The sequence below is a fragment of the Burkholderia sp. Bp9031 genome (genome assembly GCF_003857965.1).
GTDB classification, from domain to species: Bacteria; Pseudomonadota; Gammaproteobacteria; order Burkholderiales; family Burkholderiaceae; genus Burkholderia; species Burkholderia ambifaria_A.
In genome coordinates this window covers 211,122-237,257 of the sequence record NZ_QTPW01000002.1, presented here as the reverse complement: position 1 = coordinate 237,257, position 26,136 = coordinate 211,122, and the positions used below count along the sequence as shown (strand labels likewise).

Annotated in this window: 26 protein-coding genes; 11 read left to right on the top strand and 15 right to left on the bottom strand. The window is 66.8% G+C overall.

The features are described 5' to 3' along the window. Window positions 1-67: 67 nt before the first annotated feature. Both DIE15_RS04245 and DIE15_RS04240 read right to left on the bottom strand, forming a co-directional pair. Window positions 68-991, bottom strand: coding sequence for a DMT family transporter (locus DIE15_RS04245; protein WP_124832465.1), 924 nt, complete (start codon window positions 989-991; stop codon window positions 68-70). A 41-nt stretch (window positions 992-1,032) separates the two neighbouring features. Then, entirely contained in the window at window positions 1,033-1,890 is an 858-nt protein-coding gene (locus tag DIE15_RS04240) for a LysR family transcriptional regulator (protein ID WP_124832464.1), read from the bottom strand. Window positions 1,891-1,999: 109 nt separating this feature from the next. Here DIE15_RS04240 and DIE15_RS04235 point away from each other — a divergent pair, with 109 nt between their 5' ends. From DIE15_RS04235 to DIE15_RS04225, 3 genes are all read left to right on the top strand, one after another. Beyond that, the gene (locus tag DIE15_RS04235; protein WP_124832463.1) at window positions 2,000-2,383 is read left to right on the top strand and encodes a tautomerase family protein; all 384 of its coding nucleotides are present in this window, start codon (window positions 2,000-2,002) and stop codon (window positions 2,381-2,383) included. 138 nt (window positions 2,384-2,521) lie between these two features. Continuing rightward, window positions 2,522-4,147, top strand: a complete 1,626-nt coding sequence (locus DIE15_RS04230) for a CHAD domain-containing protein (protein ID WP_057924043.1) — start codon at window positions 2,522-2,524, stop codon at window positions 4,145-4,147. Between the two features lie 48 nt (window positions 4,148-4,195). After that, on the top strand, window positions 4,196-5,041 hold the full coding sequence (locus DIE15_RS04225; RefSeq protein ID WP_057924042.1) for a TOBE domain-containing protein: 846 nt from the start codon (window positions 4,196-4,198) through the stop codon (window positions 5,039-5,041). A gap of 184 nt (window positions 5,042-5,225) precedes the next feature. On the opposite strand, the gene DIE15_RS04220 is transcribed toward DIE15_RS04225, so the two are convergent. From DIE15_RS04220 to DIE15_RS04205, 4 genes are all read right to left on the bottom strand, one after another. After that, window positions 5,226-5,927 (bottom strand): ATP-binding cassette domain-containing protein, encoded by a 702-nt coding sequence (locus DIE15_RS04220; RefSeq protein WP_057924159.1) that lies wholly within the window; start codon window positions 5,925-5,927, stop codon window positions 5,226-5,228. A gap of 106 nt (window positions 5,928-6,033) precedes the next feature. Continuing rightward, a complete protein-coding gene (gene modB / locus DIE15_RS04215; RefSeq protein ID WP_057924158.1) occupies window positions 6,034-6,711 on the bottom strand; it encodes a molybdate ABC transporter permease subunit in 678 nt (225 codons plus the stop codon). Between the two features lie 10 nt (window positions 6,712-6,721). Then, entirely contained in the window at window positions 6,722-7,519 is a 798-nt protein-coding gene (gene modA / locus DIE15_RS04210) for a molybdate ABC transporter substrate-binding protein (RefSeq protein WP_124832462.1), read from the bottom strand. A 136-nt stretch (window positions 7,520-7,655) separates the two neighbouring features. Further along, window positions 7,656-8,354, bottom strand: coding sequence for a phosphatase PAP2 family protein (locus tag DIE15_RS04205; protein ID WP_124832461.1), 699 nt, complete (start codon window positions 8,352-8,354; stop codon window positions 7,656-7,658). 247 nt (window positions 8,355-8,601) lie between these two features. Between DIE15_RS04205 and DIE15_RS04200 the strand changes: the two genes are divergently transcribed. Then, a complete protein-coding gene (locus DIE15_RS04200; protein WP_124832460.1) occupies window positions 8,602-9,711 on the top strand; it encodes a PHB depolymerase family esterase in 1,110 nt (369 codons plus the stop codon). An 80-nt stretch (window positions 9,712-9,791) separates the two neighbouring features. Next, on the top strand, window positions 9,792-9,968 hold the full coding sequence (locus DIE15_RS04195) for a DUF3563 family protein (protein WP_071290495.1): 177 nt from the start codon (window positions 9,792-9,794) through the stop codon (window positions 9,966-9,968). Between the two features lie 119 nt (window positions 9,969-10,087). Here DIE15_RS04195 and DIE15_RS04190 read toward each other — a convergent pair whose 3' ends face one another. The 5 genes from DIE15_RS04190 to DIE15_RS04170 all read right to left on the bottom strand — a co-directional run bounded on the left by DIE15_RS04190 (window position 10,088) and on the right by DIE15_RS04170 (window position 13,609). Continuing rightward, complete coding sequence (locus tag DIE15_RS04190) at window positions 10,088-10,507, bottom strand: organic hydroperoxide resistance protein (RefSeq protein WP_048988685.1); 420 nt, start codon at window positions 10,505-10,507, stop codon at window positions 10,088-10,090. A gap of 157 nt (window positions 10,508-10,664) precedes the next feature. After that, the gene (locus tag DIE15_RS04185; RefSeq protein WP_057924038.1) at window positions 10,665-11,117 is read right to left on the bottom strand and encodes a MarR family winged helix-turn-helix transcriptional regulator; all 453 of its coding nucleotides are present in this window, start codon (window positions 11,115-11,117) and stop codon (window positions 10,665-10,667) included. 178 nt (window positions 11,118-11,295) lie between these two features. Further along, window positions 11,296-12,105, bottom strand: coding sequence for a BPSS1780 family membrane protein (locus tag DIE15_RS04180; RefSeq protein WP_057924037.1), 810 nt, complete (start codon window positions 12,103-12,105; stop codon window positions 11,296-11,298). After that, the gene (locus DIE15_RS04175; protein ID WP_057924036.1) at window positions 12,096-13,094 is read right to left on the bottom strand and encodes a homoserine kinase; all 999 of its coding nucleotides are present in this window, start codon (window positions 13,092-13,094) and stop codon (window positions 12,096-12,098) included. Before DIE15_RS04175 ends, DIE15_RS04180 begins: the two co-directional genes overlap by 10 nt. 107 nt (window positions 13,095-13,201) lie before the next feature. After that, the gene (locus tag DIE15_RS04170) at window positions 13,202-13,609 is read right to left on the bottom strand and encodes a hypothetical protein (protein ID WP_057924035.1); all 408 of its coding nucleotides are present in this window, start codon (window positions 13,607-13,609) and stop codon (window positions 13,202-13,204) included. A gap of 140 nt (window positions 13,610-13,749) precedes the next feature. Between DIE15_RS04170 and DIE15_RS04165 the strand changes: the two genes are divergently transcribed. Further along, a complete protein-coding gene (locus tag DIE15_RS04165) occupies window positions 13,750-15,276 on the top strand; it encodes an AMP nucleosidase (protein WP_057924157.1) in 1,527 nt (508 codons plus the stop codon). Between the two features lie 114 nt (window positions 15,277-15,390). Here DIE15_RS04165 and DIE15_RS04160 read toward each other — a convergent pair whose 3' ends face one another. Together DIE15_RS04160 and DIE15_RS04155 are read right to left on the bottom strand one after the other, a co-directional pair. Then, window positions 15,391-15,669 (bottom strand): hypothetical protein, encoded by a 279-nt coding sequence (locus DIE15_RS04160; RefSeq protein ID WP_057924034.1) that lies wholly within the window; start codon window positions 15,667-15,669, stop codon window positions 15,391-15,393. Between the two features lie 394 nt (window positions 15,670-16,063). Next, window positions 16,064-16,822, bottom strand: coding sequence for a TIGR00730 family Rossman fold protein (locus DIE15_RS04155; RefSeq protein WP_057924033.1), 759 nt, complete (start codon window positions 16,820-16,822; stop codon window positions 16,064-16,066). Between the two features lies 1 nt (window position 16,823). On the opposite strand from DIE15_RS04155, the gene polA reads away from it, so the two are divergent. The 3 genes from polA (at window position 16,824) to DIE15_RS04140 (ending at window position 22,486) form a co-directional block, all read left to right on the top strand. Next, entirely contained in the window at window positions 16,824-19,577 is a 2,754-nt protein-coding gene (gene polA / locus DIE15_RS04150) for a DNA polymerase I (protein ID WP_124832459.1), read from the top strand. Between the two features lie 276 nt (window positions 19,578-19,853). After that, window positions 19,854-21,188: an NAD(P)/FAD-dependent oxidoreductase gene (locus DIE15_RS04145; RefSeq protein ID WP_057924031.1), complete on the top strand. Its 1,335-nt coding sequence runs from the start codon at window positions 19,854-19,856 to the stop codon at window positions 21,186-21,188. 422 nt (window positions 21,189-21,610) lie between these two features. Beyond that, window positions 21,611-22,486 carry a dienelactone hydrolase family protein gene (locus DIE15_RS04140; RefSeq protein ID WP_124832458.1) on the top strand — a complete coding sequence of 292 codons (876 nt, stop codon included), beginning with the start codon at window positions 21,611-21,613 and terminating at the stop codon, window positions 22,484-22,486. 51 nt (window positions 22,487-22,537) lie between these two features. On the opposite strand, the gene DIE15_RS04135 is transcribed toward DIE15_RS04140, so the two are convergent. Both DIE15_RS04135 and DIE15_RS04130 read right to left on the bottom strand, forming a co-directional pair. Beyond that, a complete protein-coding gene (locus tag DIE15_RS04135; RefSeq protein WP_124832457.1) occupies window positions 22,538-23,407 on the bottom strand; it encodes a sulfurtransferase in 870 nt (289 codons plus the stop codon). Window positions 23,408-23,522: 115 nt separating this feature from the next. Then, window positions 23,523-24,629, bottom strand: coding sequence for an aromatic ring-hydroxylating dioxygenase subunit alpha (locus DIE15_RS04130; protein ID WP_124832456.1), 1,107 nt, complete (start codon window positions 24,627-24,629; stop codon window positions 23,523-23,525). Window positions 24,630-24,900: 271 nt separating this feature from the next. Between DIE15_RS04130 and DIE15_RS04125 the strand changes: the two genes are divergently transcribed. Both DIE15_RS04125 and DIE15_RS04120 read left to right on the top strand, forming a co-directional pair. Next, window positions 24,901-25,194: an exodeoxyribonuclease VII small subunit gene (locus tag DIE15_RS04125; protein ID WP_124832455.1), complete on the top strand. Its 294-nt coding sequence runs from the start codon at window positions 24,901-24,903 to the stop codon at window positions 25,192-25,194. Next, window positions 25,191-26,075: a polyprenyl synthetase family protein gene (locus DIE15_RS04120; RefSeq protein WP_057924026.1), complete on the top strand. Its 885-nt coding sequence runs from the start codon at window positions 25,191-25,193 to the stop codon at window positions 26,073-26,075. The genes DIE15_RS04125 and DIE15_RS04120 overlap by 4 nt, the downstream gene beginning before the upstream one ends. The last annotated feature ends 61 nt before the right edge of the window (window positions 26,076-26,136 follow it).

Below are 26,136 nucleotides of genomic sequence, written 5' to 3'. Positions count from 1 at the left end.
GGAGCTGGCCTGTCGGAAGCGGTTGGCATGAAAAACACGCGAACCCCCATTATAGGGATCGCGCGCGTCACGCCGGCAGCGCGTCCTCGTCCTTTTTCCGGGCGTCGCCGTTCGGCAGCAACTGGCAGGCGAGCAGGCCGGCCAGCATCAGTGCGCAGCCGACCAGCGCGCGCAGCGTCAGCGTCTCGCCGAGCGCGGCCCAGCCGGCGATTGCCGCGAACACGCCTTCCATGCTGAAGATCACGGCCGCGTGTGCGGGCGCCGCATCGCGCTGCGCGACGACCTGCAGCGTATAGCCGACACCGACCGACAGCAGCCCGCCGTACAGCAGCGTCGGCAGCGCGCTCTTCAGCGTCGCGACGCTGACCGGCTCGATCACGAGGCCTGCTGCGAGACACAGCGTGCCGCACGTGACGAACTGCAGGAATGCGAGCACGAGCGGATCGTGCCGCTTCGCGAAATGGCCGACGGCCATCACGTGCGCGGCGATGACGACCGCGCCCGCGAGCTGGAACCAGTCGCCGTAGAGCACCGAGAAATGTTCGTCGATGCTGAGGAAGTACAGGCCGATCGCCGCGAGCAGCGCACCGAACCACGTGCCGGCGCCGATCCGGTGGCGGACGAACACGCCCATCAGCGGCACGATCACGACGTACAGCGAGCTGATGAAGCCCGCGTTCGCGACCCGCGTGTATTGCAGGCCGAACTGCTGCAGCGAGATCGACACGGCGAGCAGCCCGCCGAGCGCAAGGCCCGGCGCCAGCAATGCCGGTTCGCGGCGAATCGCCGCCAACTGCGCGCGCGACGCCGCGTTGAACGTCAGCAGCGGAATCAGCACCAGTGCGCCGAGCAGGAAGCGCAGCCCCGTAAACAGGAACGGGCCGATCACGTCGAGGCTCAGCCGTTGCGCGACGAACGCCGAGCCCCAGATCGCGGCGGCGGCGAGCATCAGCAAGTTGGCGCGGAGGTGCTGGCGGGCTTCGGGCTTCATCGGAATTCTTCAGGAGATTGCGGACGGCGAAACCGCGTAGTTTACGCCGAGATTGCAATACTGTCGGAAAACCTGCGCAGCGCGGCGGCCGCGCGGGCGTCGCGCACGCGTGAATACAGCACGACCTGCGAGTGCGGCAGCGGCGGCAAGCCGAATTTCACGCCGACGTCGACCAGCGTGCGCGGCGCGACGCGCCGGGCCAGCGGACAGACCGCAAGCCCGGCCGCGGCCGCCGCCGTGACCGCCGCGACGCCGCCGCCCGTAAAGCGCTCGCGCCACGGCCGCCCCGCATGCTCGAGCGCGCGCAATGCGGCGGCTCGCACGCCGCACGGCCCGGCCAGCACCGCGAGCGGTATCGGTTCGCCGGCTCGTGGCGCCCAATCGGGCGAGGCGAGCCATGCGAGCGGTTCGGTAAACAGCACCGTGCCGTCGTCGCGCGGCGGATCCTCGCCAGGTTCGTGCCGCACGATTGCCGCGTCGAGCCGGCGTTCGTCGTATTGCACGAGCAGGTTCGCCGACATCCCCAGATGCATTTCCAGCGACAGCCCGGGATCCTGCCGGTGCAGGCTCGTCAGCACGGCCGGGAGGTCGGGTACCGCGACGTGTTCGCTGACGCCGAGCGACAGGCGGTGCGTGCCGGCCGAAATCGCGCCGAGCGCGTGGTCGTGCGCGTCGAGCAGCGCGCGGGCGGCCGGCAGGAAGTTTTCGCCGTCCGCCGCCAGCTTGACGACGCGCGGCGTGCGCGCGAGCAGCGGCTTGCCGAGGTGCGCTTCGAGCCGCTTCAGCTTCAGGCTGACGGCCGACTGCGTGGTGCCGAGCGCATCGGCCGCGCGCGTGAAGCTCGCGAGATCGGCCACCAGCACGAACGCGCGCACCGCATCGAGGTCGAGGACTTTCATTTTCAACGTAAATGAATGAAATATGGATAGATGACTGTTCATTATAGTAATGCGCGCCTAACCTGACGTGGCGTTCCCGTTTTTCAACGTCATCGAAAGGAGCAGGACCATGCCATTCACCCGGATCGCAGTGCGCGAAGGCAAACCGGCCGCCTACCGCGCGGCGCTCGTCGACGGCGTGCATCGCGCGCTGATGCACACGTTCAACGTGCCCGAGGACGACATCTTCATGGTCGTGACCGAGCACTCGGCGGAGAACTTCGTCTTCGGCCGACACTACCTCGACATCGAACGCAGCGACGATCTCGTGATGATCCAGATCACCGCGAACAACACGCGCACGCTCGAGCAGAAACAGGCGCTGTACCGGGCCATCGCCGAGAACCTCGCGCGGCAGCCCGGCGTGCGCCAGCAGGACGTATTCATCAGCCTTGTCGAAGTGCTGAAGGAGGACTGGTCGTTCGGCAACGGCATCGCGCAATACGTCGTCTGATGCGTCGTTTGATGCGCGACAGCGCGGCAGGGCCGGATCGTCGCCCATGCGCTTTTACGCCGTGTACTATGGAAGCTGCTTCACGGGCGGCGCCGGCGCGAAGGATGCGCCGGCGATTCTTCATGTGCGGGAGCCTCCATGTCGCGTGTGCTGGAAATCGTGTTGTCCCTGTCGCTGGAAGGTTGGCCGGTCAAGACGGGAAGCCGGGTTCGTGGCGAGCAGCGCGACTTCGGCGCCGAACTCGTCCGCGCGTGGCGGATCTGTTCGCAGGTGAGGATGCGGCGCGGCCACGAGCGCGTGACGATCGAGCCTTGCCAGGTCGAGGAGGCCGAGCCTAACCCCGGCGAGTGCTGGTGGACGTGGATCGAGTCGAACGCGCAGGGGCGGCGTGTCGTCGCATCGCGTACGAGGGCATTCGCGCCCGGCGTCGTGGAGCGGGAACTGTTCGACGCCGAGCATGCCGGCATCGACGTGGCCGTGCCGGCGGCCGCGACGCAAGCGGATGCGGAATCGGCAGAGGCGCCGGGAGAGGGCGTCACGCCCGGTCCCGTCGACGAAGCGGCGCTCGCCGCATCGTCCGAGCCGGCGCCGCTGCGGCTCGTGAGCGAGCGGCGGCGCGGGCGCTGGGCGGACGACAGCGGCGTGGTGGTCGAGATGACGCTCGACGATGTCACGCTGTACGGCGGGACCGAACCGCCGCGCCGCCATGTCGAGCTGCGCCTCGCGGCACCCGACTGGGAAACCGTCGCCGCGCGCTCGGCCGCGCTGCGCGCGCTGTTCGCCGCCGCACGCGAACTCAGCGGCGCATGGCCCGCGTTCGTGCAGCTGGGCAGTGTGATCGATTGCGCGTGCGCGGGCGAGCCTGCCGTCGCCGGGCCGGTCAAGGCGCAACTCGTCGACCTGACCGGCATCCGCACGCAGCGGGCCGCGCTGTTCGCGCTGTCGGGCGACATCGCCGCGCAATGGCTCGGCAACGAGAGCGGTGTGCTGGATCGCGACGATCCCGAATTCGTGCACCAGATGCGCGTCGCGCTGCGCCGGCTGCGCACGCTGATGCGCTTCTTTCCGCGCTTTGCCGATGATCGATGGAAAGATGCCTTCGGCGCCGACCTGCGCTGGCTCGCCGCGCTGCTCGGCACGGTGCGCGACTGGGACGTGTTCTCGACCGAAAGCCTGCCCGCGCTGATCGCGGCCGACGGTGGCAGCGCCGACTGGAACGGCACGCTCGACGCGGCACGCGCGCAGGCCATGGCGGCACGCATCGAACTGCGCCAGGCGCTGCATTCGGCGCGTTATGCGCGACTGACGCTCGGCTGGCTCGAATGGCTGAGCACGCTCGCGCTGCCGCCGGATGCCGGCGACGACGACACGCCGTCGCTGCGGCGTCACGCGACCAAGCGCGTGCGCCGGCTGTTCGGTCATCTGTATGCATTGCCGTCGCTCACGTCGCTGGATACCGCCGCGCGGCATCAGGTGCGGATCGACGCGAAGCGGTTGCGCTACGCGCTCGAATTCTTCGCGTCGCTGGCCTCGCGCCGCACGCGCAACGAAACGGTCAAGACGCTCGCGCGCGTGCAGAGCGTGCTCGGCGAGGCGAACGACACGATGGTCGCGCTGCATCGTCTCGAGCAACTGGCGGCGCCTGCGTACCAGCTCGGTTTCGTGCGCGGCTACGGTGCGGCGCTCGAGCAACGCGCGGCGAGCGACGCCGAGGCGCTGCTCGCGAGCCTGCGCCCGCCGAAGCTCGACGGCAAGCCGCGTTGAGCGGCGCGCGCTCACTATAATGGCCGTCCGTTTTCTTCAGACACACCGATGAGCGACGCGTCGCCTCCTTCCTCCTCAGCCGGATCGCTCGAATTGGGCGGCGAACTGTGGCTGCGCGCAGGCGAGCAGACGCTCGGCGGCGCCACCCGCATCGCGCTGCTCGCGGCGATCGGCGAAACCGGCTCGATCACGCGCGCGGCGAAGGCCGTCGGCCTCAGCTACAAGGCCGCGTGGGATGCAATCGATACGATGAACAACCTGGCCGGCGAGCCGCTCGTGACACGTTCGACGGGCGGCAAGGGCGGCGGCGGCACGACGCTGACGCCGCGTGCGACGTCGCTGATCGCTGCGTTCCGCACGATCGAGCGCGAGCATCGCCGCTTCATCGACGCCGCGAGTGCGGCGGTGTCCGGCTTTGACGTCGACTGGGCACTGATCGGCCGGATCGGGATGAAGACGAGTGCGCGCAACCAGCTGTTCGGCAAGGTCGAGTCGATCGTGCGCGGCACGGTGAACGACGAGGTGACGCTCGTGCTGCCCGGCGGGCAGGTGATCGTCGCGGTGCTCACGCACGAAAGCGCCGACGCGCTCGGCCTGCAGCCGGGCGCGGATGCGTGTGCGCTCGTGAAGGCGTCGTGGGTCGTGCTGGCGGTCGACGATGAAGCCGAAGACGAATCGACGCTGAAGGTGTCCGCGCGCAACCAGTTGCACGGGACGGTCGAAACCGTCGCGGCAGGCGCGGTGAACAGCGAGGTGACGCTGGCGCTCGACGGCGGCGGGACGCTCACGGCCGTCGTTACAAACGACAGTGTCGGCGCGCTGCAACTCGACGCTGGCCGGCGTGCGATCGCGCTGTTCAAGGCATCGAGCGTGATTCTCGCGGTGACGGGCTGATCGCGCGCGACGGCGGTGCGCGCCGCTTCTGCCGCCGACCGTGGATGGACGAGGCGAAGCCGGCGTCGCCCAACGTGCGCGAGGTGCCGGCTTCGATCCCGTTTCCAGCTTGTTCCAGCTTATGCCGCCGGTGCGGCTTCTCTCAGGCTCCAACGTGGCCGCCAGGGCCACAGCCGTTGCGCGTTCAGGCGACGCGCGTCGGCCACTCGGCGTGCGGCGCTGCGGCCTGCACGCGTCCTTCGTTCAATTGCACGACCTGATCGCCGAATGCGGCGACGTCGTCGGGATCGTGCGAGATGAGCACCATCGGGATATCGAGCCGCGCCTGCAGTTCGGCGAGCTCGTGGCGCATGCGCTGGCGCATTGCGCCGTCGAGCGCCGCGAACGGCTCGTCGAGCAGCAGGACGTGCGGCTGCGCGACCAGCGCGCGGGCAAGCGCGACGCGCTGCTTCTGTCCGCCCGACAACTGTGACGGGAATTGACCGGCGAGCGCGTCGAGCTCGAACGCCTGCAGCCAGTATGCGACTTCGGGCGGCACCGCTTTCGCACGCGGGTTGCGCAGGCCGGGCGTGAGCCCGAACGCGATATTCTGGCGCACGTTCAGGTGCGGGAACAGCGCGTAGTCCTGGAACAGGTATGCGACGCGGCGCGCACGGGTCGGCACGTCGATGCCGCGCGCGGAATCGAACAGCGGCTCGCCGTTCAGCGTGATCGTACCTTCGTCGGGCGACAGCAAGCCGGCGATCGCCTGCAGCGTCATGCTCTTGCCCGCACCGGATGGCCCGAACAGCACGACGCGCTGCGTGGTCGCCGTGAACGACACGTCGAGCGTAAAGCGGCGCTCGGCGTTCGCGTAGGTCTTGCGGATATCGACGGCGACGCTCATGCGGGCCTCCGTCGTGCTGCGCCGCACGTGCGGAAAACCGTACGTGCGGCGGGAAGGCGTTTCGCCGCGACCGGGGCGGCGCAACGATACGAATGCGAGCGGCGCGTCATGTCAGCTGGCTCCGCCCGGCGCGCGACGGCACGAGCCAGCCGGCCGCGAGCAGCACGAGCACGCAGGTGATCGACGTCACCAGCACGAGGAAGTTGGCCGTGTTGTCGTCGCCGGCCTGCACTGCCGCATAGATCGCGACCGACAGCGTCTGCGTGCGGCCGGGCAGGTTGCCGGCGATCATCAGCGTCGCGCCGAATTCGCCGAGCGCGCGCGCGAATGCCAGCAGCGCGCCGGCCAGGATGCCGCGCGCGGCGAGCGGTAGCGTCACACGGAAGAACACCGCGGCTTCGCCGAGCCCGAGCGTGCGTGCCGCGCGTTCGAGATGCGGATCGACGCTTTCGAACGCGGTGCGTGCCGATTTCAGGATCAGCGGGAACGCGACGACCATCGATGCAATGACCGCGCCCTGCCACGTGAAGACGAGCTCGATGCCGAGCTTGTCGAGCCACGTGCCGAACACGCCGCGCCGGCCGAGCAGCACGAGCAGGTAATAGCCGAGCACCGTCGGCGGCAGCACGAGCGGCAGCGTCAGCAGCGAATCGACCACATCGCGCATCGGCGAGCGCCAGCGCGCGAGCGCGAAGGCGGCGGCGACGCCGAGCACGATGTCGAGCGCGGTCGCCCAGCCGGCGACCTTCAGCGACAACAGCAGCGGTACCCAGGCGTCCTGCATCATGCTGTGCTCACTTGCCCGCGGGCTTGAAGCCGAACGTCGACAGCACGGCCTGGCCCTGCGGCGACGCGACGAAGTCGATGAACGACTGCGCCTGCGCGGCATGGCGGCTGTCCTTGACCACCGCGATCGGATAGGTGATGGCCGTCTGCGTCGGCACGGTCAGCGCGACCTTCACGCGGCCCGGCATGATCACCGCGTCGGTGCCGAACACGAAGCCCGCGTCGACTTCGCCGCGCGCAACGTAGTCGAGGCTCTGGCGCACGTTGGCGGCCAGCACGCCCTTGGCGCTGACGGCGTCCCACACGCCTGCCGCGCGCAGCGCGCCTTCGGTATAGCGGCCGACCGGCACCGATGCCGGGTCGCCGTACGCGATGCGCTTCACGCCGGGCGCCGTCAGGTCGTTCAGCGACGCCGGCGCGGCAGCATGACTGTCCGCCGGCACGATCAGCACGAGCGAATTCGCCGCAAAGTCGCGACGCGTGCCGGGCACGATGACCTTTTCGCTGACAGCACGATCCATCGCCTTCTGGTCGGCCGATGCGAACACGTCGGCCGGCGCGCCCTTGGCGATCTGCTGCATCAGCACATCCGACGCGCCGAAGTTGAACAGCACCTTGGTGTCCGGATGCTGCTTCTGGTAAGCGTCGCCGACGGCCTTGAACGCGTTCGTCAGGCTCGCGGCCGCCGACACGACCAGTTCGCCCGCGGCGGAAGCCGGCGCACTGAACGCGATGCCCGCGGCAAGCGTGGCGAGCGGCAACAGACGGAGCAGGGTGCGGCGAAGCGGGCGGACGGTCGAGCGCATGGTCTGGTCGTTTGAATGGTTGAAAACTGTAATCGTAATATAGGGCGGGTTATAACGCTCGACATACCGTTCATGCGATGGCGCGCATGAAACCTTCAGACTTGAAAGGCGGCGGGAATGACGCTCGTGCGGCCGGTCACGCGTGCAGCAATGGCAGCGACGATCCGGTGCGACGCAGCGACGACGGCTGCGACGCGGGCCGGTAGTTCGGGTTGGTTTTCCAGCGCGCGCGGACGAACGGCCGCTCGTGCCCCGACAGTTCCAGCGCGACCTTGGTGACCCACCGGTGCGACGGCACCGTGATGCCGTGCAGCGCGACGGTGACGAGCGCGAGGCTCGCGACGACCGCCGGCACCGACCAGCGGTGCGGCACCGCATGCCACGAGCCGGCGATGAACGCCAGCGCGGCGATCGCGCCGACGATGCAGCCGGTGATCGATTCGGACGGCGAATGCGCGTCGAGCGCGACGCGCGACACGCCGACCGCGATGCCGGCCGCCAGCCCGAGCGCGATGCCGGCGATCCGCGCCGGCGTGCGTGTGCGGATCAGCGCGAGGAAGATCGCCACGGGGTAGACCGACGTCGACAGCATCGCGTGGCCGCTGAACCCGGTGAAGTCCCACGAGCGAATGCCGATGCCCCAGCCGAGAAATGCGATCTTGGTGAGCGTGACGACCCCGATCGCGGCCGCGAGCACGCCGAGCCACGCGGCCGCGCGCTGCAACGAGTAGCCGAGCGCCAGCCATACGGCGATCGTGATCGCGAGCGGCAAGGTCAGGCCGGCGCCACCGAACGCGGTGATCGTGATCCACAGGTGAGACGACAGGTCGAACATCGGGAAGGGAACGAACGGAGGCGGGACGAATGCTTGAATCAACGCGCGAGCCGGAAAGAACGACTACAACGGATACGAGCGGCCAAGCCCCAGTATAGCGCCGCGTGTGATCGAGGCCCGTTTTTGCGCCGCGGGGAACTATCCGCGTGCAGGAAAAATCCCAGAAACAATGTTATGGTGCATTGCACAAAGTCGAACGATGCATCCGGCATCGTGTCCTTATTTTTCCTGATTGCGAGCCCGATCGATGACCAAAAGTCTGACGAAGGTATGGCTGGGCGGCATGAAACGCATGCTGTCCCCGGCGACCAAACACGCGGCGCGCGATGCACAGCGCATCGCGCGCGATACGCTCGAGGCTGCGGCGTCGAGCGCCGCAACCGATCCGTCGCCGCCGCGCGAGTCGCGCGTGCGGCCGCGCGCAGCTGCATGGGCAGGCGGCGAGTGGACGCGCGGCGAGCATCCGATGGCGCCCGCGCTTGGCCGCCTCGTCCAGCAGCTTGCATACGGGCTTTATGTCCCGTCTGGCCGCCGGCGCGGCGCGATGCCGCTCGTCGTGATGCTGCACGGCTGCCAGCAATCGGCCGACGCGTTCGCGCAGGGCACCCGGATGAACCTGCTGGCCGACAAGCACGGCTTCGCGGTGCTGTATCCGGAGCAGTCGCAGCGCGCGCACGCGCACGGCTGCTGGCACTGGTATGAGGATACCGACCGCGCGGGCCGCGGCGAAGCGGATGCGGTCGCGTCGCTCGTCGACGCGCTCGTCGACGAGCACGGCTTCGACGCATCGCGCGTCTACGTCGCCGGGCTGTCGGCCGGCGCGGGTCTGGCCACGCTGCTTGCGTTGCACCATCCGGACCACTTCGCGGCGGTTGCGCTGCACTCGGGCCCCGCGCTCGGCGAGGCGAATTCCGGCATCAGCGCGATGGACGTGATGCGGCGCGGGCTGCGGCAGAACCCGGCGGCGGCCGTCGATGCGCTGGTCGATGCCAGCGCATATCCGGGCATGCCCGCGCTGATCGTGCAGGGCGACGGCGATCATGTCGTCGCGCCGAAGAATGCGGACCAGCTGACGGTGCAGTTCATGCGCCTGAACGGGCTCGCGGACAGCCGCGGCGCACTGCGCGGCGGCGAGCGCGTGGAGACGCGCGAGGCAGGTGCGCGGATCACCGACGTCCGCCGCGACGGCGAGTCGGTGGTGCGGCTCTGTCACGTCAAAGGGCTCGATCATGCATGGGCGGGCGGCGACGAGGCGGTGCCGTTTCATGCGGCGGTCGGCCCCGATGCGAGCGCGATGATCTGGTCCTTTTTCGAACAGAATCGTCGCACTGTGGCGACCGAACGACGCACCGTCTGATCGATGCTAGCCAAGATCTAGGGTTTTCCCTATAATTCGGGAAAACCCTAGTCAAAGAACCTTAGATAGCGAGATCGAACATGTACCTGCTGAGCCACCTCTTCCTGATGCTGACCAAGAACGCCGAGAAGGCCGCGAAAGAGCGCGCCGATGCGTACCTGTCCGAAGCAACCGACATCTACGATCTCGAATTCCGTATGCGCAAGATCGACCGCGAAGCGGCGATGAACCGTTCGTTCTCGTTCGGCGCGCGTTAAGCAGCGCAGCGCGGGCCGGCTTGTCAGCCGGTCCGGCGAATCACGCAAAAGGGCGTGTGCGGCAAGCAGCCGCACACGCCCTTTTTGCATTCGGCGCCGCGCGGGCGCCGCGCGGCGCGTCAAACGACCGTCAGGCGCACCGGCACGTTGTTGCGGGTCGCGTTCGAGTACGGGCACACGTGGTGCGCCTTGTCGACCAGTGCCTGCGCATCGGCCTTGTCGAGCCCCGGCAGCGATACGCGCAGTTCGATGTCGAGCCCGAAGCCGCCTGCGTCGTTCGGGCCGATGCCCACTTCCGCGGTGACTTGCGTGTCGGCCGGCAGCGTTTGCTTGTTCTGGCCGGCGACGAATTTCATCGCACTCAGGAAACAGGCCGAGTAACCTGCGGCAAACAGCTGCTCCGGGTTCGTGCCTTCCGCGCCCGTGCCACCGAGCTCACGCGGCGCGGCCAGCTTCACTTCCAGCTTGTGGTCGGCGGATACCGCGCGGCCGTCGCGGCCGCCGGTGCTCGTGGCGCTGGTCTTGTACAGAATGTTCATCGTGCAGCTCCTGTCGGAAGAAAGGGAGGAAAGCGGTCCGGTCGGATGGAGTATCGCCGGCCACGAACGAAATATAGAACACAAATAATTTGTGTGCAAATGAAATTTTGAAGAAAAAGCCCGACACTACCGCGCCCGTTTGCGATCGAGCGGCGCTTCAGTCTTCGTTGGCGGTCGACAGTGCGCCGCGCAACTGGTGGAGATCCGCGCGCAGCCTGACCAGGAATTCGGGCGTTTGCTGCATCGCGCAAAAGAGATCGGCGGGCACCGAGCGAGCCTTGTCCTTCAGTGTGCGGCCTTCCGCCGTCACGCGCACGTTCACGACGCGCTCGTCGGTCGCGCTGCGCACGCGCTCGACGTAGCCGAGCGCCTCAAGCCGCTTCAGTAGTGGCGTGACGGTGGCCGGGTCGAGGTCGAGGCGGGCGGCGATGTCCTTCACCGCGATATCGTCGCGCTCCCACAGCACGAGCATCGCGAGATATTGGGGATAGGTCAGCGACAGCTTGTCGAGCAACGGCTTGTACGCCTTCGTCATCGCATGCGAAGTGGCGTAGAGCGCAAAGCACAGTTGCTCGTCGAGCGTCTGGGGCAGCGGGGGCAGGCGGTCCATGATTCGGGCGGCGCGGCGGACGCGCTAACGATTTGCACACAAATTATTTTGCGCGCAAAAGGTTCGATTGAACAGGGCCGGGCGGCGGGGAGCCGGGCGTGAGCGGGGGCCGCGAGACTGGCGCCGAGTCGGCCGGGAGGAGGATGGACGGCCGGCGGCGTGCGCCGGCCGAGCGGCGTCAGCGGCCGGACGTGGGCGTCGCGGCGCCCGGTTCCTGCACGCCGAAGCAGCCGCGATAAGTCGCGTAGAACGAGCAGTACATCATCGTGACGATGATAATCGTCACCGGCATCATGATCGTCAGCACATAGGCACCGGCGCCGAGCGCCTGCAGCAGCAGCGACAGGCCGAACGACGCGCCGAGCGCGACACCGAACCACAGCAGGCCGTACACGACGAATGCGCCGCGATTGCGCCAGCAGCTGACGATGCTGAAGAACAGCGCCTTGGCGGGCGGGATGTCGTGCCACGCGGTGAGCACCGGCGCGAACCAGAACAGCATCGCGACCGGCGCGTAGAGCAGCGTCGCCAGCAGCAGCGCGCCGAGCGTGCCCTGCGCGGCAAGCGCTTCGGGCGCCGGGCTTGCGTCGCTCGTCGCGCCCAGCATCATCTGGAGCAGCCCGCCGCCGTCCACGAGCGACGATGCGGCAAACACCAGCACCATCAGCGCGACATAGACCACGCCGAGGACGAGCAGCCGCTGCGTCGTCGCGGTGCCGTACGAGCGGAACCCGTCGATCAGGATCGTCGGCATCACCGGCTTGCCGGCGACCGTGTCGCGGCACGCGGCCATGAAGCCGACGGCGATGCCGGGGATGAACAGCAGCGGCAGCGCCGCGCCGATCACCGGCACCATCGACACCAGCGTGATCGCCAGTAGATACGTGAAAAACAGCGTGATGAACGCGAGCGGGTTCCGGCGGAACAGCCAGATGCCTTGACGGAACCAGACATAGCCCGCTTTCGCGGGCACTTCGATCAGTTGCATGCGGTATGGGTCTCGGGAAGCGCGGGCGTGTGGGCGATACGCTCACGCAGGATGCGTTCGAAATGACCGGGGTCGTGCGGTTTGAGCATTTCGGCCGCGCGCGGCAGGTAGAAGTCGTACAGGCGCGACACCCAGAAGCGGTATGCGCCCGCGCGCAGCATGTCGCTCCAGTGGCGGCGCTCCTCGGCCGTGAACGGCCGCACCGTCTGGTACGCACGCAGCAGCGCGTCCGCGCGTGCGACGTCGAGCACGCCCGTCGCGAGGTCGACGCACCAGTCGTTGACGGTCACCGCGACGTCGAACAGCCATTTGTCGCAGCCCGCGAAATAGAAATCGAAGAAGCCGCCGAGCCGTACGTCATGACCGGTGCCGGGCGCCGCGTGCGCGAACAGCACGTTGTCGCGGAACAGGTCGCAGTGGCACGGCCCGCTCGGAAGCGCCGCGTAGTCGTCGGACGCGAAGAACGCGGCCTGGTGCGCGAGTTCGCCCTCGAGCAGCGTGCGCTGCTCGTCGGTAATGAACGGAACGATCGCCGGCACGTTCTCCTGCCACCACGGCAGGCTGCGCAGGTTCGGCTGGTGGCGCGCGTAGTCACGGCCCGCGAGGTGCAGGCGCGCGAGCATCTGCCCGACCTCGATGCAGTGTGCGACCCCCGGCGCGAGTTCGGCCGCGCCGTCGAGCTTCGTGACGATCGCCGCCGGCTTGCCATGCAACTCGCCGAACAGCGCGCCGTCGTCGCGCGGGACCGGATCCGGCACCGGCACGCCGTGGCTCGCCAGATGGCGCATCAGGTCGAGGTAGAACGGCAGCTGTTCCGCCGTCAGTTTCTCGAAGATCGTCAGGACGTATTCGCCGCGCGTCGTCGTCAGGAAGAAGTTGCTGTTTTCGATACCGGACGGAATGCCGCGGAACGCCAGCACGTCGCCCAGTTCATAGTGGCGCATCCATTGCGCGAGATCGGAGTCGGAAACAGCAGTGAAAACGGCCATGCGAGATGCGTCTGGTCAGTTGTCGGCACGCGCGCGGCGTGCAGCGCGACAGGAGGTGAAGGGGAAGCCGGCGCGCCGCGTCGGGGCCGACGCGGCGCGGCAGGAAATCAGTAGCGCAGGTTGACCGACGGCAGGCGCGTGATCGGTACGCCCGCGTCGTGCGGCTTCGGCGACGTGTCGAGCGTCGAGCTCATCTGGTAGCGCGTGCCGAAGTTCGACTTCACGTCGATCTCGACCGGCTTGCCGCGATCGCGGTATTCGGTGACCTCGGTGCCGTTCTTGCTTTTTTCATGGAAGCTCGGCGTGCGGCGAATGTCGGCGAAGTCGACTTTCGACGTGACTTCGGCGCCGGGCCGGTTGATCTTGCGGAGATCGGGCAGGCCGGCGGCCTCGTTGGCCTCGGCCCGGGCCCGCGCGTCGGCGTCGGGCGTGCCGCCGGCGGCGTAAGCGGCGCCGGCAGCGGCAAACGTGCCAGCAAACACGGCGGCAGCGGCGACGAGAATGAGCGGCTTCATGATGAGTCTCCAGTGAACCTTCCGATTTTAGCAAATACTGCGCGCGGCCCGGCCCTCTCGTGCAAGCGGCATGCAAGCAGGCAGCCATGAGCGTGACCGGGTTCCGTGGTAATGTCGTTCGACCAGATGAGGTGATGAAAATGAAGAACGATTTGAGCCGCCGGCATCGGGTGCTGACGCCCGAGAGCCCGCCCGTCGAAGCATTCGACGATTCCGTTGCCGCCGTCGCGCGGCTGTCGGCCATCTACGACATCAATACGGGCTTCCTGCGCGACGCGTTCGCGCGTTATCGCCGCCACGAACCGATCACCGAGCACGTGCGCGCGTGCTATCCGTTCGTGCGGATTCGTACCGATGTCAACACGCACGTCGATTCGCGCCGCTCGTACGGCTTCGTCGCGGGCCCCGGCGTATTCGAGACGACGGTCACGCGTCCCGACCTGTTCGCGAACTACTACCGCGAGCAACTGCGCCTGCTGTCGAAGAACCACCATGTGAAGATCGAGATTGGCGTGTCGTCGCAGCCGATTCCGATTCACTTCGCGTTCCCCGAAGGTATCCACCTCGAAGGCGAACTCGACCGCGACCGCCTGCTCGCGATGCGCGACATCTTCGACACGCCCGATCTCTCCTACCTCGACGACCGGATCGTCAACGGCACGTTCGAGCCGGCACCGGGCGAGCCGCATCCGCTCGCGCTGTTCACGGCCGCGCGCGTCGACTTCTCGCTGCACCGGCTGCGCCACTACACGGCCACGTCGCCGACGCATTTCCAGAACTACGTGCTCTATACGAACTACCAGTTTTACATCGACGAGTTCGTGAAGCTGGGCCGCACGGTGATGACGGAGAGCGACGATCCCGAGGTGCGTGCGTACCGCAGCCAGTACAGCGCGTTTGTCGAGCCGGGAGATGTCGTGACCTACAACGCGAACCTCGGCAGCGAGCCGGCCGAGGGCGCCGCGCCGCCGCGCCTGCCGCAGATGCCCGCGTATCACCTGAAGCGCGCGGACGGTAGCGGGATCACGATGGTCAACATCGGCGTCGGTCCGTCGAACGCGAAGACGATCACCGACCACATCGCGGTGCTGCGTCCGCATGCGTGGGTGATGCTCGGTCACTGCGCGGGCCTGCGCAACACGCAGCGCCTCGGTGACTACGTGCTCGCGCACGGTTACGTGCGCGAGGATCACGTGCTGGATGCCGACCTGCCGCTGTGGGTGCCGATCCCGGCGCTTGCCGAAGTGCAGCTCGCGCTCGAGCGCGGGGTGGCCGAGGTCACCCGGCTCGAAGGCGCCGAACTGAAGCGCGTGATGCGCACGGGGACGGTCGCGAGCGTCGACAACCGCAACTGGGAGTTGCGCGATCACCGCGAGCCCGTGCAGCGGCTGTCGCAGAGTCGCGCGATCGCGCTCGACATGGAGAGCGCGACGATCGCCGCGAACGGGTTCCGCTTCCGCGTGCCGTACGGCACGCTGCTGTGCGTGTCGGACAAGCCGCTGCACGGCGAGCTGAAGCTGCCGGGCATGGCCGATACGTTCTATCGCGGGCAGGTCGACCAGCATCTGCAGATCGGCGTGAAGGCGATGGAGATCCTGCGCACGAACGGGCTCGACAAGCTGCATAGTCGCAAGCTGCGGAGCTTCGCGGAAGTGGCGTTCCAGTAACGCCACTGCGCAGCCGCACCGCCAACGAAAAAGGCCGCACGCGAACCTTCGTTCGCATGCGGCCTTGTTCCTTGCGCTTCAGTGCGCGGGCCGGAAGGCCCGCCGCTCGGATGCTCAGCATTCGCCTTTCTTTGCGTGTCCCGGCGGGCAGTGATAGCCGCGGCGCCCTTCGTGACCACGATAGCGCTGGTGGTCTTCCCACTCGCGGCGCTCCCAGTAGCGGCGGCCGTCCCAGTAGCGGTCGCCGTGCCAGCCGACCACCACCACGGGCGCAGGCGCGACGACGACCGGCGCGGGCGTGCCGATGTTGACGTCGACGTTGACGGCGTGGGCGAGGCCGGACAGCGAAAGACCGAGGCCGGTGAAGGCGAGGGCGATCAGCGAGCGTTTCATGTTGTTTTCCGTGATGTCGTTGTCAAAAAGCCGGCGCGACGCGATGGACGCGAGGGGGGATCGTTCCACCGGGGGGACGCCGCGCCGACGAGATGCAGTGTGCGGGCACTGCGCGGAAAAGGCGACGCGTATTTGTTACGGCGGATTCTCGTGCAGCGGGCCAGCCGGACCGATGGCAGGCCGCATGATTTGACAATGACGGGGCGCAGGCGCGGAACAGGGCAGCCGCGTTGCGCGGCACCGGCCCCCCGGATTTGACATTCGGCGGCGCGCGGCCGCGCAGCGCGATTAATGCGGCGTTACAAAATGACGCGCGGCAGATGGCGGAACCGCCACGCCTGCCGCGCGTGATGCGGGATGCCGGCCGCGAGGCCGGTCATCGACATCGATCGAATTACAGATAGAACATGCGGTCTTCTTCGGGCCGCGGCGGCTGGCCGTCGCCGTCCGGGCCTTCTTCCTCGCCGCTGTCCTCGTAGAACGCGAGCACGGCGTCGAGCACCTGGTCGGGATCGTCGATCACCTGCATCAGGTTCATGTCTTCCGGATTGATGAGGCCGTTCGGGATCAGTTGGTCGCGGAACCATTGCAGCAGCCCCTGCCAGAACGTGCTGCCGACGAGAATGATCGGCACGAGGCGCGATTTCTTCGTCTGGATCAGCGTGAGCACTTCGGACAGTTCGTCGAGCGTGCCGAAGCCGCCCGGCATCACGATCACCGCATCCGAATTCTTCACGAACGTGACCTTGCGCGTGAAGAAGTGGCGGAAGCGCAGCGAGATGTCCTGGTAGTGGTTGCCGGCCTGCTCGTGCGGCAGCTCGATGTTCAGGCCGACCGACGGCGCCTTGCCGGCGTGCGCGCCCTTGTTCGCGGCTTCCATGATGCCGGGGCCGCCGCCGGAGATCACCGCGAAGCCGGCGTCGGACAGCTTGCGCGCGATCTGCACCGCAAGCTTGTAGTGCGGCGTGTCGGGTTTGAGACGGGCAGAACCGTAGATGCTGACAGCCGGGCGGATCTCCGACAGGTACTCGGTCGCCTCGATAAACTCTGCCATAATCGTGAACATCTGCCACGATGCGCGCGCCTTCTTGGCCGTCGCGCGTTCTTGATCTGCGAGCGAACGCAGACTCGGAATCACTTTTCTCTTGTTCATAATGCCTGAAGAACGAAATCTGGAAGGTAAGACCCTGCTATTGGTTGACGGTTCGAGCTATCTGTATCGGGCTTACCATGCGATGCCTGATTTGCGTGGCCCTGGCGGGGAGCCGACCGGAGCGCTCTACGGAATCATCAACATGCTGCGCCGTATGCGCAAGGAAGTCAGTGCAGAGTATAGCGCTTGCGTGTTCGATGCAAAGGGCAAGACGTTCCGCGACGACCTTTATGCCGACTATAAGGCAAACCGTCCATCGATGCCGCCCGATCTCGCATTGCAGGTCGAGCCGATCCACGGCGCGGTGCGCGCGCTCGGCTGGCCGCTGCTGATGGTCGAGGGCGTCGAAGCCGACGACGTGATCGGCACGCTCGCGCGCGAAGCTGAGCGGCACGGAATGGACGTGATCGTGTCGACCGGCGACAAGGACCTCGCGCAGCTCGTCACCGATCGCGTCACGCTCGTCAACACGATGACCAACGAGACGCTCGATCGCGACGGCGTGATCTCGAAGTTCGGCGTGCCGCCCGAGCGGATCATCGACTACCTCGCGCTGATCGGCGACACCGTCGACAACGTGCCGGGCGTCGAGAAGTGCGGCCCGAAGACGGCGGTGAAGTGGCTGTCGCAATACGACAGCCTCGACGGCGTGATCGAACACGCGGGCGAGATCAAGGGCGTGGTCGGCGACAACCTGCGCCGCGCGCTCGATTTCCTGCCGCTCGGCCGCACGCTCGTGACCGTCGAGACGGCCTGCGATCTCGCGCCGCATCTCGAATCGATCGAGGCGTCGCTGAAGACGGACGGCGAGGCCCGCGACCTGCTGCGCGACATCTTCGCGCGCTACGGTTTCAAGACATGGCTGCGCGAAGTCGAGAGCGCGCCCGCCGAAGGCGGCGGCGCCGATGCGCCGGAAGGCGAGCCGGCGCAAGTGATCGCCGCGGACATCGTCCGCGAATACGACACGATCCAGACCTGGGCGCAATTCGACGCGTGGTTCGCGAAGATCGATGCGGCCGCACTGACCGCGTTCGACACCGAAACCACCTCGCTCGACCCGATGACCGCACGGCTCGTCGGCCTGTCGTTCTCGATCGAGCCGGGCAAGGCCGCCTATCTTCCGGTCGCGCACCGTGGCCCGGACCTGCCCGAGCAACTGCCGATCGACGACGTGCTCGCGCGCCTGAAGCCGTGGCTCGAATCGGCCGATCGCAAGAAGGTCGGCCAGCATCTGAAGTACGACGCGCAGGTGCTCGCGAACTACGACATCGCGCTGAACGGCATCGAGCACGACACGCTGCTCGAGTCGTACGTGCTGGAGTCGCACCGCACGCACGACATGGACAGCCTCGCGCTGCGTCATCTGGGCGTCAAGACGATCAAGTACGAAGACGTGGCAGGCAAGGGCGCGAAGCAGATCGGTTTCGACGAGGTCGCGCTCGAGCAGGCGGCCGCGTACGCGGCCGAAGATGCGGACATCACGTTGCAACTGCATCACGCGCTGTACCCGCAGATCGCGCGCGAAGCGGGCCTCGAGCGTGTGTATCGCGAGATCGAGATGCCGGTATCGCTCGTGCTGCGCAAGATGGAGCGCACCGGCGTGCTGATCGACGACGCGCGTCTGCAGGCGCAAAGCAACGAGATCGCGGTGCGGCTCATCGAGCTCGAAGGACAGGCGTACGAACTGGCCGGTGGCGAGTTCAACCTCGGCTCGCCGAAGCAGATCGGGCAGATCTTCTTCGAGAAGCTGCAGTTGCCGGTTGTGAAGAAAACGCCGAGCGGCGCACCGTCGACCGACGAAGAAGTGCTGCAGAAACTGGCCGAGGATTACCCGCTGCCGAAGCTGCTGCTCGAACATCGCGGGCTGTCGAAGCTGAAGTCGACGTACACCGACAAGCTGCCGCGCATGGTGAATCCGGAAACGGGCCGCGTGCACACGAACTATGCACAGGCTGTCGCGGTCACCGGCCGGCTCGCATCGAACGATCCCAATCTTCAGAACATTCCGGTGCGCACGGCCGAAGGCCGGCGGATCCGCGAAGCGTTCATCGCTTCGCCCGGTCACCGGATCGTGTCGGCCGACTATTCGCAGATCGAACTGCGGATCATGGCGCACATCTCCGGCGACGCGTCGCTGCTGCGCGCGTTCTCGCAAGGTGAGGACATCCACCGCGCAACCGCAGCCGAAGTGTTCGGCGTGACGCCGCTGGAGGTCAACTCGGACCAGCGCCGGATCGCGAAGGTGATCAACTTCGGGCTCATCTACGGGATGAGCGCGTTCGGTCTCGCGTCGAACCTTGGCATCACGCGCGATGCGGCGAAGCTCTATATCGACCGCTACTTCGCGCGCTACCCGGGCGTCGCGCGGTACATGGAAGACACGCGTGCCGTGGCGAAGGAGAAGGGCTACGTTGAAACCGTTTTCGGCCGCCGCCTGTGGCTGCCGGAGATCAACGGCGGCAATGGCCCGCGCCGTCAGGCCGCCGAGCGCGCGGCCATCAATGCACCGATGCAGGGCACGGCGGCCGACCTGATCAAGCTGTCGATGATCGCAGTGGATGACTGGCTCACGCGCGACCGGCTCGCGTCGCGCATGATCATGCAGGTGCACGATGAACTGGTGCTCGAGGTGCCCGACGACGAACTGTCGCTCGTGCGCGAGAAACTGCCGGAAATGATGTGCGGTGTGGCGAAGCTGAAGGTGCCGCTGGTCGCCGAAGTGGGCGCCGGCGCGAACTGGGAAGAGGCACACTGACGCACCCCGTGCGATTCCTGTTTCCCGCGGCATATTGTTGCAGGGATGCTGAATATCGAGATGGTTTGCTTGTGGTCAACGCGCAAGCTCCCGGACAATGCAGGTGACACGTCATTGTCGTTGGGGCGGCGTGCCCGCGTTCCGGGATCGGACGCGTCGAGGTGCTTCGAACTGCACATCGATGATGTCCGAACCGGTTAATCCAACGGGCGGCGCGAATGCATGCGTCTGCATCGTCCGGCGGCAGCAGTTTCGAATCGCAAAGGGGGGAATCAGATGCATCGGATCATCATCGTAGGCGGAGGCGCGGGCGGCCTGGAACTGGCGACGCGGCTCGGCGACCGTTACGGCGCGCGCGGCAATCGTCCCGCGCGTGCGCTCGTCACGCTCGTCGACCGCAATCCGACTCACATCTGGAAGCCATTGCTGCACGAGGTCGCAGCCGGCAGCATGGACCCATTCACGCAGGAACTCGAATACGCGGCACAGGCGCGCTGGCATGGCTTCGAGTTTCAGCAGGGCGAACTGACCGCCCTCGACCGCGCGGCCAAGCGCATCACGCTGTCGCCCGTCAACGACAGCGACGGCGAGGAACTGCTGCCCGCGCGTGACCTGGAATACGACACGCTGGTGATCGCGATCGGCAGCACGACGCACTTCTTCGGTGTGCAGGGCGCGGCCGAAAACGCGATCGCGCTCGATACGGTCGGCGAGGCCGAGCGTTTCCGCAAGCGCCTGATCGCGGCGTGCATGCGCGCCGAGCACCAGGCACCGGCCGAGCCCGCGCCGGGCGCGGCGGCCGAGCCGCGCATCCAGGTCGTGATCGTCGGCGGTGGCGCGACGGGCGTCGAGTTGTCCGCCGAGCTGCGCAATACCGCGCAGGTGCTGTCCGTGTACGGGCTGCACAAGCTCGACCCGCGGCACGACGTCGGCATCGTGCTGATCGAATCGGGGCCGCGGATTCTGCCGGCGCTCCAGGAGCGCGTGTCGGCCGCAACGGCCGAACTGCTCGAAAAGCTCGGCGTGCGATTGATGCTTTCCGAACGCGTGACCGAGGTCGCGCCGGGATTCGTGCACACCGCGAGCGGCAAGGCGGTGCGCGCGGACCTCACGGTCTGGGCAGCCGGCATCAAGGCACCGGCCGTGCTGTCGCATCTCGACGGCCTGCAGGTCAACAAGCTCGGCCAGCTCGACGTGCGCCGCACGCTGCAGACCTTCACCGACGACAACGTCTTCGCGCTCGGCGACTGCGCGGCATGCGTGTGGCCCGGCAACGAACGCAACGTGCCGCCGCGCGCGCAGGCCGCGCATCAGCAGGCGAGCTTTCTGCTGACGGCGATCGGATGCCGGCTCGACGGGCGTGCGCTGCCCGAGTTCACGTATCGCGATTTCGGTTCGCTGGTGTCGCTCGGTCACTTCAGCGCGGTCGGCAACCTGATGGGCGGGCTGATTGGCGGCAGCATGCTGATCGAGGGGCTCTTCGCACGCTTCATGTACATGTCGCTGTACCGGCTGCATATCGCGGCGCTGCACGGCTATCCGCGCATGATGCTCGATACGTTTGCGCACTGGCTGCGCCGCACGACGCTGCCGCGCGTGAAGCTGCACTGAGCGCACGTTCATGCACCGGGCGGGCAGGGAATGCGCATCGAGCGCGTTTCCTGCCCGTTGTCTTTTCGGGCGCAGGATGACTGCGCAGGCGCGTGCCAGACGACCCGTGCACCGCGCGTTTTCTCGTTTCGATCCGAAAGCATTCGATCGCGCAACGACACTCGCTGCGTGCGTGCGGCACATGGATCGGAGCGCCGGTCGGCAGCCATCGACACCACGATCGATGTCACCGGATTACACCGTCGTAATCGAGTCTTACACATCTGACAGTTGACGCGACAACGGATTATTGGGCATCTTGTCCGGGTTTCCGATTGCGGCGGGGTGCCAACCGCCGCGACATCCGCGCCGTCCGCCGGCGCGATGCCCCGTCAGGTCGAATCCGTGGCCATGACGGCGGCGCCCAATCGAGGAGTGCATTCATGTTGAAACCCGAAGTCGACAGCCTGGTTCCCCACGTTCCGTTCTCGCGCCGCAAGTTCATGCAGGCCGCGCTGGGCGGCACCTTCGCGGCCGCCGTGCTGCCCGTGTCGGCGCAGACGGTCACGACCGACAGCGTCGGGCTGGACGTCGACACCATCGAGATCCGCTCGGGCGACGCGAGTATCCCCGCGTATCGCGCGCAGCCGGTCAACAAGACGAACCTGCCGGTCGTCATCGTGATCCACGAGATCTTCGGCGTGCATGCGCATATCGCCGACGTCTGCCGCCGTTTCGCGAAGCTCGGCTATCTGGCGATCGCGCCCGATCTGTTCGCACGGCAGGGCAACGCGTCGAAGTATCCGACGATGAAGGAACTGTACGACAACATCATCAGCAAGGTGCCCGACCGCCAGGTTACCGAGGATCTCGATGCGACCGTCGCGTGGGCCGGCAAGAACGGCGGCGATCCGTCTCGTCTCGGCGTGACGGGGTTCTGCTGGGGTGGCCGCCAGGCGTGGCTGTATGCGGAGCACAATCCGCACGTGCGTGCGGCTGTTGCGTGGTACGGATTCGTCGAGGGCAAGACCGACGAGATGACGCCGTTCAATCCGGTCGATCATGCGTCGTTGCTGAAGGTGCCGGTGCTCGGCCTTTATGGCGAGAAGGACACGAACATCACGCAGGCGTCGCTTGCGGACATGCGCAAGGCAATCCAGACGAGCGATTCGAAGCTCGCGCGCGAGTCGGAGATCGTCGTGTATCCGGATGCCGGTCACGCGTTCTTCGCCGATTACCGGCCCAGTTACGTGAAGGGCGACGCCGAAGACGGCTGGAAGCGCGCGATCGAGTGGTTCCACAAGTACGGCGTGATGTAAACGACAAGCGGCGGCAGATGCCGCCGCTTGATCGTCGCGCCGTGCCGGTGCTTACGGCGTCGGGCCGGTCGCGATCGGCCGCGACGGATCGGCGCTCCATTCGCTCCACGATCCCGGATACAGCGACGCGCCATGCAGTCCCGCGATTTCGAGTGCGAGCGCGTTGTGGCATGCGGTCACGCCGGACCCGCACTGCAGGATCACGCTGTTCGGCTCGGTGCCGGCCAGCAGCGTGGTGAACGTCTCGCGCAGTTCATGGCCGGTCTTGAAGCGGCCGTCGGCGGCCAGGTTGTCCTTGAAGAACCGGTTGCGTGCGCCGGGAATGTGGCCGCCGACACGATCGATCGTTTCGTTTTCGCCGCGATAGCGGTCGGGCGCGCGCGCATCGATCACGACGCGCTTGGCTGACGTCACGTTCGCGAGCACCGCTGCCGCGTCGACCGTCGATTCGAGCGGAGTGGCTGCGCGGAAGTCGCCGGCGGCCGGGTGCGGCACGTCGGCGGTCACCGGCTGGCCGGCCGCTTCCCATGCCTGCAGCCCGCCGTCGAGCAGCGCGACGGAATCGTGCCCGAGCCAGCGCAGCAGCCACCACAGGCGCGCCGCATAGGCGCCGCCTTGTGCGTCATAGGCGACGACCTGCTGGCCCTGCTTGACGCCGCGGCTGGCGATCAGCGTGACGAGTGCGTCGCGGGTCGGCAGCGGATGGCGGCCGTTGGTGCCGGTCTTGCGGCCGGACAGGTCGCGATCGAGATGAAGATACTGGGCGCCCGGGATGTGTCCGGCCGCATAGGCGGCTTCGCCTGCGGCCGGATCGACGAGATCGAAGCGGCAGTCGAACACGACGACGCTGCCTGGCGCCGCGGCCAGGCGCTCGGCGAGATTGGCTGCGGAGATGAGCGTGGTGTAGTGGGTGTGTGGCATGACGGCTCCCTGGAGTGCAAACGGCCTGATATTCCAAGTCTAAACAAAAAAAGACGGGCCGAAACCCGTCTTTTCATATGCCGAATGCCGTGCGGCGCTGGAGCGCCGCGCGCGGTCAGAGATCGCCGAGGTGGCGGCGCAGGAATTCGTGGAAGTGTTGCATGCCGTCTTCCATCGGGCTCTGGTACGGGCCGACCTGCGATTCGCCGCGCGCCATCAGTGCACGGCGGCCTGCGTCCATCCGCATCGCGATTTCGTCGTCCTCGACGGCCGTCTCCATATAGGCGGCGCGCTCGGCTTCAACGAACTCGCGTTCGAACAGCGCGATTTCCTCGGGGTAGTAGAACTCGACGATGTTGGTCGTCTTCTGCGGGCCGCGCGGAATCAGCCACGACACGACGAGCACGTGCGGATACCACTCGATCATCAGGCCCGGGTAGTAGACCATCCAGATTGCGCCGAACTCCGGCGGCACGCCGTTGCGGAACTTGAGCACCTGCTCGTGCCACTTCTGGTAGGTTGCGCTGCCCGGCTTCGCGAGGGCGTTGTGCACGCCGACCGTCTGCACGCTGTACCAGTCGCCGAACTCCCACTTGAGATCGTCGCACGACACGAAGCTGCCGAGGCCAGGGTGGAACGGGACGACGTGGTAATCCTCGAGGTAGACCTCGATGAACGTTTTCCAGTTGTAATCGCACTCGTGCACTTCGACGTGATCGAACTGGTACTCGGAGAAGTCGAAGTGATGTTTCGTGCCGAGGTTCGCGAGATCGCGCGCGACGTTGCGGCCTTCGGCCTCGAACAGCAGCCCCTGCCAGTTCTGCAGCGGGCTCTTGCCGAGGTTCAGGCACGGCTTGTCGGGGAAGTGCGGTGCGCCGAGCAACTGGCCTTCCAGATCGTACGTCCAGCGGTGCAGCGGACATACGATGTTCTGCGTGTGGCCGCGCCCGTTGAGCATGATCGCCTGCCGGTGACGGCACACGTTCGACAGCAGTTCGATCTGGTTCGCCGGGTTGCGGACCAGCACGCGGCCTTCCTTCTCGGACGGCAGCGCAAAATAGTCCCCCGCCTCCGGCACCATCAACTCGTGCCCGACGTAACGAGGTCCTTTCTTGAAGAGGGTTTCGATCTCGCGCTCTAGCAGCGCCTCATCGAAGTATGCAGTGACTGGAAGCTGGCTGTGAGCCGACTTCAACTGAAGCGCATCGCTCAGATTGGACATTCCCACTCCCGGTGATAGCGTGAAAGCAGTGAACAACCCAACCATCGAAAAATCGATTTAGGGAAACGGGGAATTATACCCGGTTCGCCTCGCAAGGCTAGGATTAAGTGCCTGATTTGTGTCAATTTTTTGTCGGGCGACGATCGGGTGGCGCACAATGTGTGTCGAAGAAGGGGCCCGAATGCGTGCCCGGGTGCCCAAGTCGGCAGGTCGGAAAATTCTCTTTTGCCGTAGAATGTCCGACTTGTTTTGAAATTTGACACCCTCGTCCATGGCGAAAACCGCATCCCCAGGCGCCACCCCGCCCGACAACGGCACCGAACCGTTGCCGGACAATTACGAAACGGCGCTCGCGGAACTCGAGACGCTGGTTGCCCGGATGGAAGGCGGCACGTTGAGCCTCGAGGATTCGCTCGCTGCGTATCGCCGCGGTGCGACCCTCGTTGCGTTTTGCCAACAGCAGCTTGAGAAAGTGGAACAGCAGGTTCGCGTGCTCGACGGCGCGACGCTGAAGCCGCTTTCGTCCGGAACGGCCGCCACGGACGGCGAAGACGACGATCTATGACATTCGAACAATGGATGCGGTCCGTGCTCGACCGTGTCGAGGACGCACTCGGCCACTATTTGCCGGCTGACAACGTGGTGCCCACGCAACTCCACGAAGCGATGCGCTACGCGGTCCTCGGCGGCGGCAAACGCGTTCGCCCGCTGCTGTGCCATGCGGCAGGCGAACTGACCGGCGCGACCGAAGCGGCGCGCAACGCGGCGGCGGCGGCTCTGGAGATGATCCACGTCTACTCGCTCGTGCATGACGACATGCCGTGCATGGACGACGACGCGCTGCGACGCGGCAAGCCGACCGTGCACGTGCAGTACGACGAGCCGACGGCGCTGCTGGTCGGCGATGCACTGCAGTCGCAGGCCTTCGTCGCGCTGACCGACGCCGCGGCGCTGTCGCCGGTGCAGCAGGCCGCGCTCGTGCGCGAACTGGCGCTGGCGAGCGGCTCGATCGGCATGGCCGGCGGGCAGGCGATCGACCTGGCGAGCGTCGGCGTGAAGCTGACGCGCGCGCAGCTCGAGACGATGCACCGGATGAAGACGGGCGCGCTGCTGCGCGCGGCCGTGCGGATGGGCGCGCTGGCCGGCGACACGCCGTCGGCGGAAGCGCTGGCCGCGCTCGATGTTTACGCGGGGGCTGTGGGCTTGGCCTTCCAGGTCGTCGACGACATTCTCGACGTCACGACCGATTCGGCGACGCTCGGCAAGACGGCCGGCAAGGATGCGGCGAACGACAAGCCGACCTACGTATCGATCCTCGGCCTCGACGCGTCGCGCGAGCTCGCAGCCCAGCTGCGTGCCGAAGCGCACGATGCGCTGAAACCGTTCGGCGCACGCGCACAGCGTCTCGCCGAACTTGCCGACCTGGTGGTGAACCGGGTCAGCTGACGCGAAGCCCGCCGCTGCGCACACGCTACGCTACGGTGCGTGCAATAGAATGCGGGCGCGT

Coding starts and splice junctions, on each gene's coding strand:
- DIE15_RS04245 (WP_124832465.1), bottom strand. CDS start 991: ATGAAGCCCGAAGCCCGCCAGCACCTCCGCGCCAACTTGCTGATGCTC.
- DIE15_RS04240 (WP_124832464.1), bottom strand. CDS start 1,890: ATGAAAGTCCTCGACCTCGATGCGGTGCGCGCGTTCGTGCTGGTGGCC.
- DIE15_RS04235 (WP_124832463.1), top strand. CDS start 2,000: ATGCCATTCACCCGGATCGCAGTGCGCGAAGGCAAACCGGCCGCCTAC.
- DIE15_RS04230 (WP_057924043.1), top strand. CDS start 2,522: ATGTCGCGTGTGCTGGAAATCGTGTTGTCCCTGTCGCTGGAAGGTTGG.
- DIE15_RS04225 (WP_057924042.1), top strand. CDS start 4,196: ATGAGCGACGCGTCGCCTCCTTCCTCCTCAGCCGGATCGCTCGAATTG.
- DIE15_RS04220 (WP_057924159.1), bottom strand. CDS start 5,927: ATGAGCGTCGCCGTCGATATCCGCAAGACCTACGCGAACGCCGAGCGC.
- modB (WP_057924158.1), bottom strand. CDS start 6,711: ATGCAGGACGCCTGGGTACCGCTGCTGTTGTCGCTGAAGGTCGCCGGC.
- modA (WP_124832462.1), bottom strand. CDS start 7,519: ATGCGCTCGACCGTCCGCCCGCTTCGCCGCACCCTGCTCCGTCTGTTG.
- DIE15_RS04205 (WP_124832461.1), bottom strand. CDS start 8,354: ATGTTCGACCTGTCGTCTCACCTGTGGATCACGATCACCGCGTTCGGT.
- DIE15_RS04200 (WP_124832460.1), top strand. CDS start 8,602: ATGACCAAAAGTCTGACGAAGGTATGGCTGGGCGGCATGAAACGCATG.
- DIE15_RS04195 (WP_071290495.1), top strand. CDS start 9,792: ATGTACCTGCTGAGCCACCTCTTCCTGATGCTGACCAAGAACGCCGAG.
- DIE15_RS04190 (WP_048988685.1), bottom strand. CDS start 10,507: ATGAACATTCTGTACAAGACCAGCGCCACGAGCACCGGCGGCCGCGAC.
- DIE15_RS04185 (WP_057924038.1), bottom strand. CDS start 11,117: ATGGACCGCCTGCCCCCGCTGCCCCAGACGCTCGACGAGCAACTGTGC.
- DIE15_RS04180 (WP_057924037.1), bottom strand. CDS start 12,105: ATGCAACTGATCGAAGTGCCCGCGAAAGCGGGCTATGTCTGGTTCCGT.
- DIE15_RS04175 (WP_057924036.1), bottom strand. CDS start 13,094: ATGGCCGTTTTCACTGCTGTTTCCGACTCCGATCTCGCGCAATGGATG.
- DIE15_RS04170 (WP_057924035.1), bottom strand. CDS start 13,609: ATGAAGCCGCTCATTCTCGTCGCCGCTGCCGCCGTGTTTGCTGGCACG.
- DIE15_RS04165 (WP_057924157.1), top strand. CDS start 13,750: ATGAAGAACGATTTGAGCCGCCGGCATCGGGTGCTGACGCCCGAGAGC.
- DIE15_RS04160 (WP_057924034.1), bottom strand. CDS start 15,669: ATGAAACGCTCGCTGATCGCCCTCGCCTTCACCGGCCTCGGTCTTTCG.
- DIE15_RS04155 (WP_057924033.1), bottom strand. CDS start 16,822: ATGAACAAGAGAAAAGTGATTCCGAGTCTGCGTTCGCTCGCAGATCAA.
- polA (WP_124832459.1), top strand. CDS start 16,824: ATGCCTGAAGAACGAAATCTGGAAGGTAAGACCCTGCTATTGGTTGAC.
- DIE15_RS04145 (WP_057924031.1), top strand. CDS start 19,854: ATGCATCGGATCATCATCGTAGGCGGAGGCGCGGGCGGCCTGGAACTG.
- DIE15_RS04140 (WP_124832458.1), top strand. CDS start 21,611: ATGTTGAAACCCGAAGTCGACAGCCTGGTTCCCCACGTTCCGTTCTCG.
- DIE15_RS04135 (WP_124832457.1), bottom strand. CDS start 23,407: ATGCCACACACCCACTACACCACGCTCATCTCCGCAGCCAATCTCGCC.
- DIE15_RS04130 (WP_124832456.1), bottom strand. CDS start 24,629: ATGTCCAATCTGAGCGATGCGCTTCAGTTGAAGTCGGCTCACAGCCAG.
- DIE15_RS04125 (WP_124832455.1), top strand. CDS start 24,901: ATGGCGAAAACCGCATCCCCAGGCGCCACCCCGCCCGACAACGGCACC.
- DIE15_RS04120 (WP_057924026.1), top strand. CDS start 25,191: ATGACATTCGAACAATGGATGCGGTCCGTGCTCGACCGTGTCGAGGAC.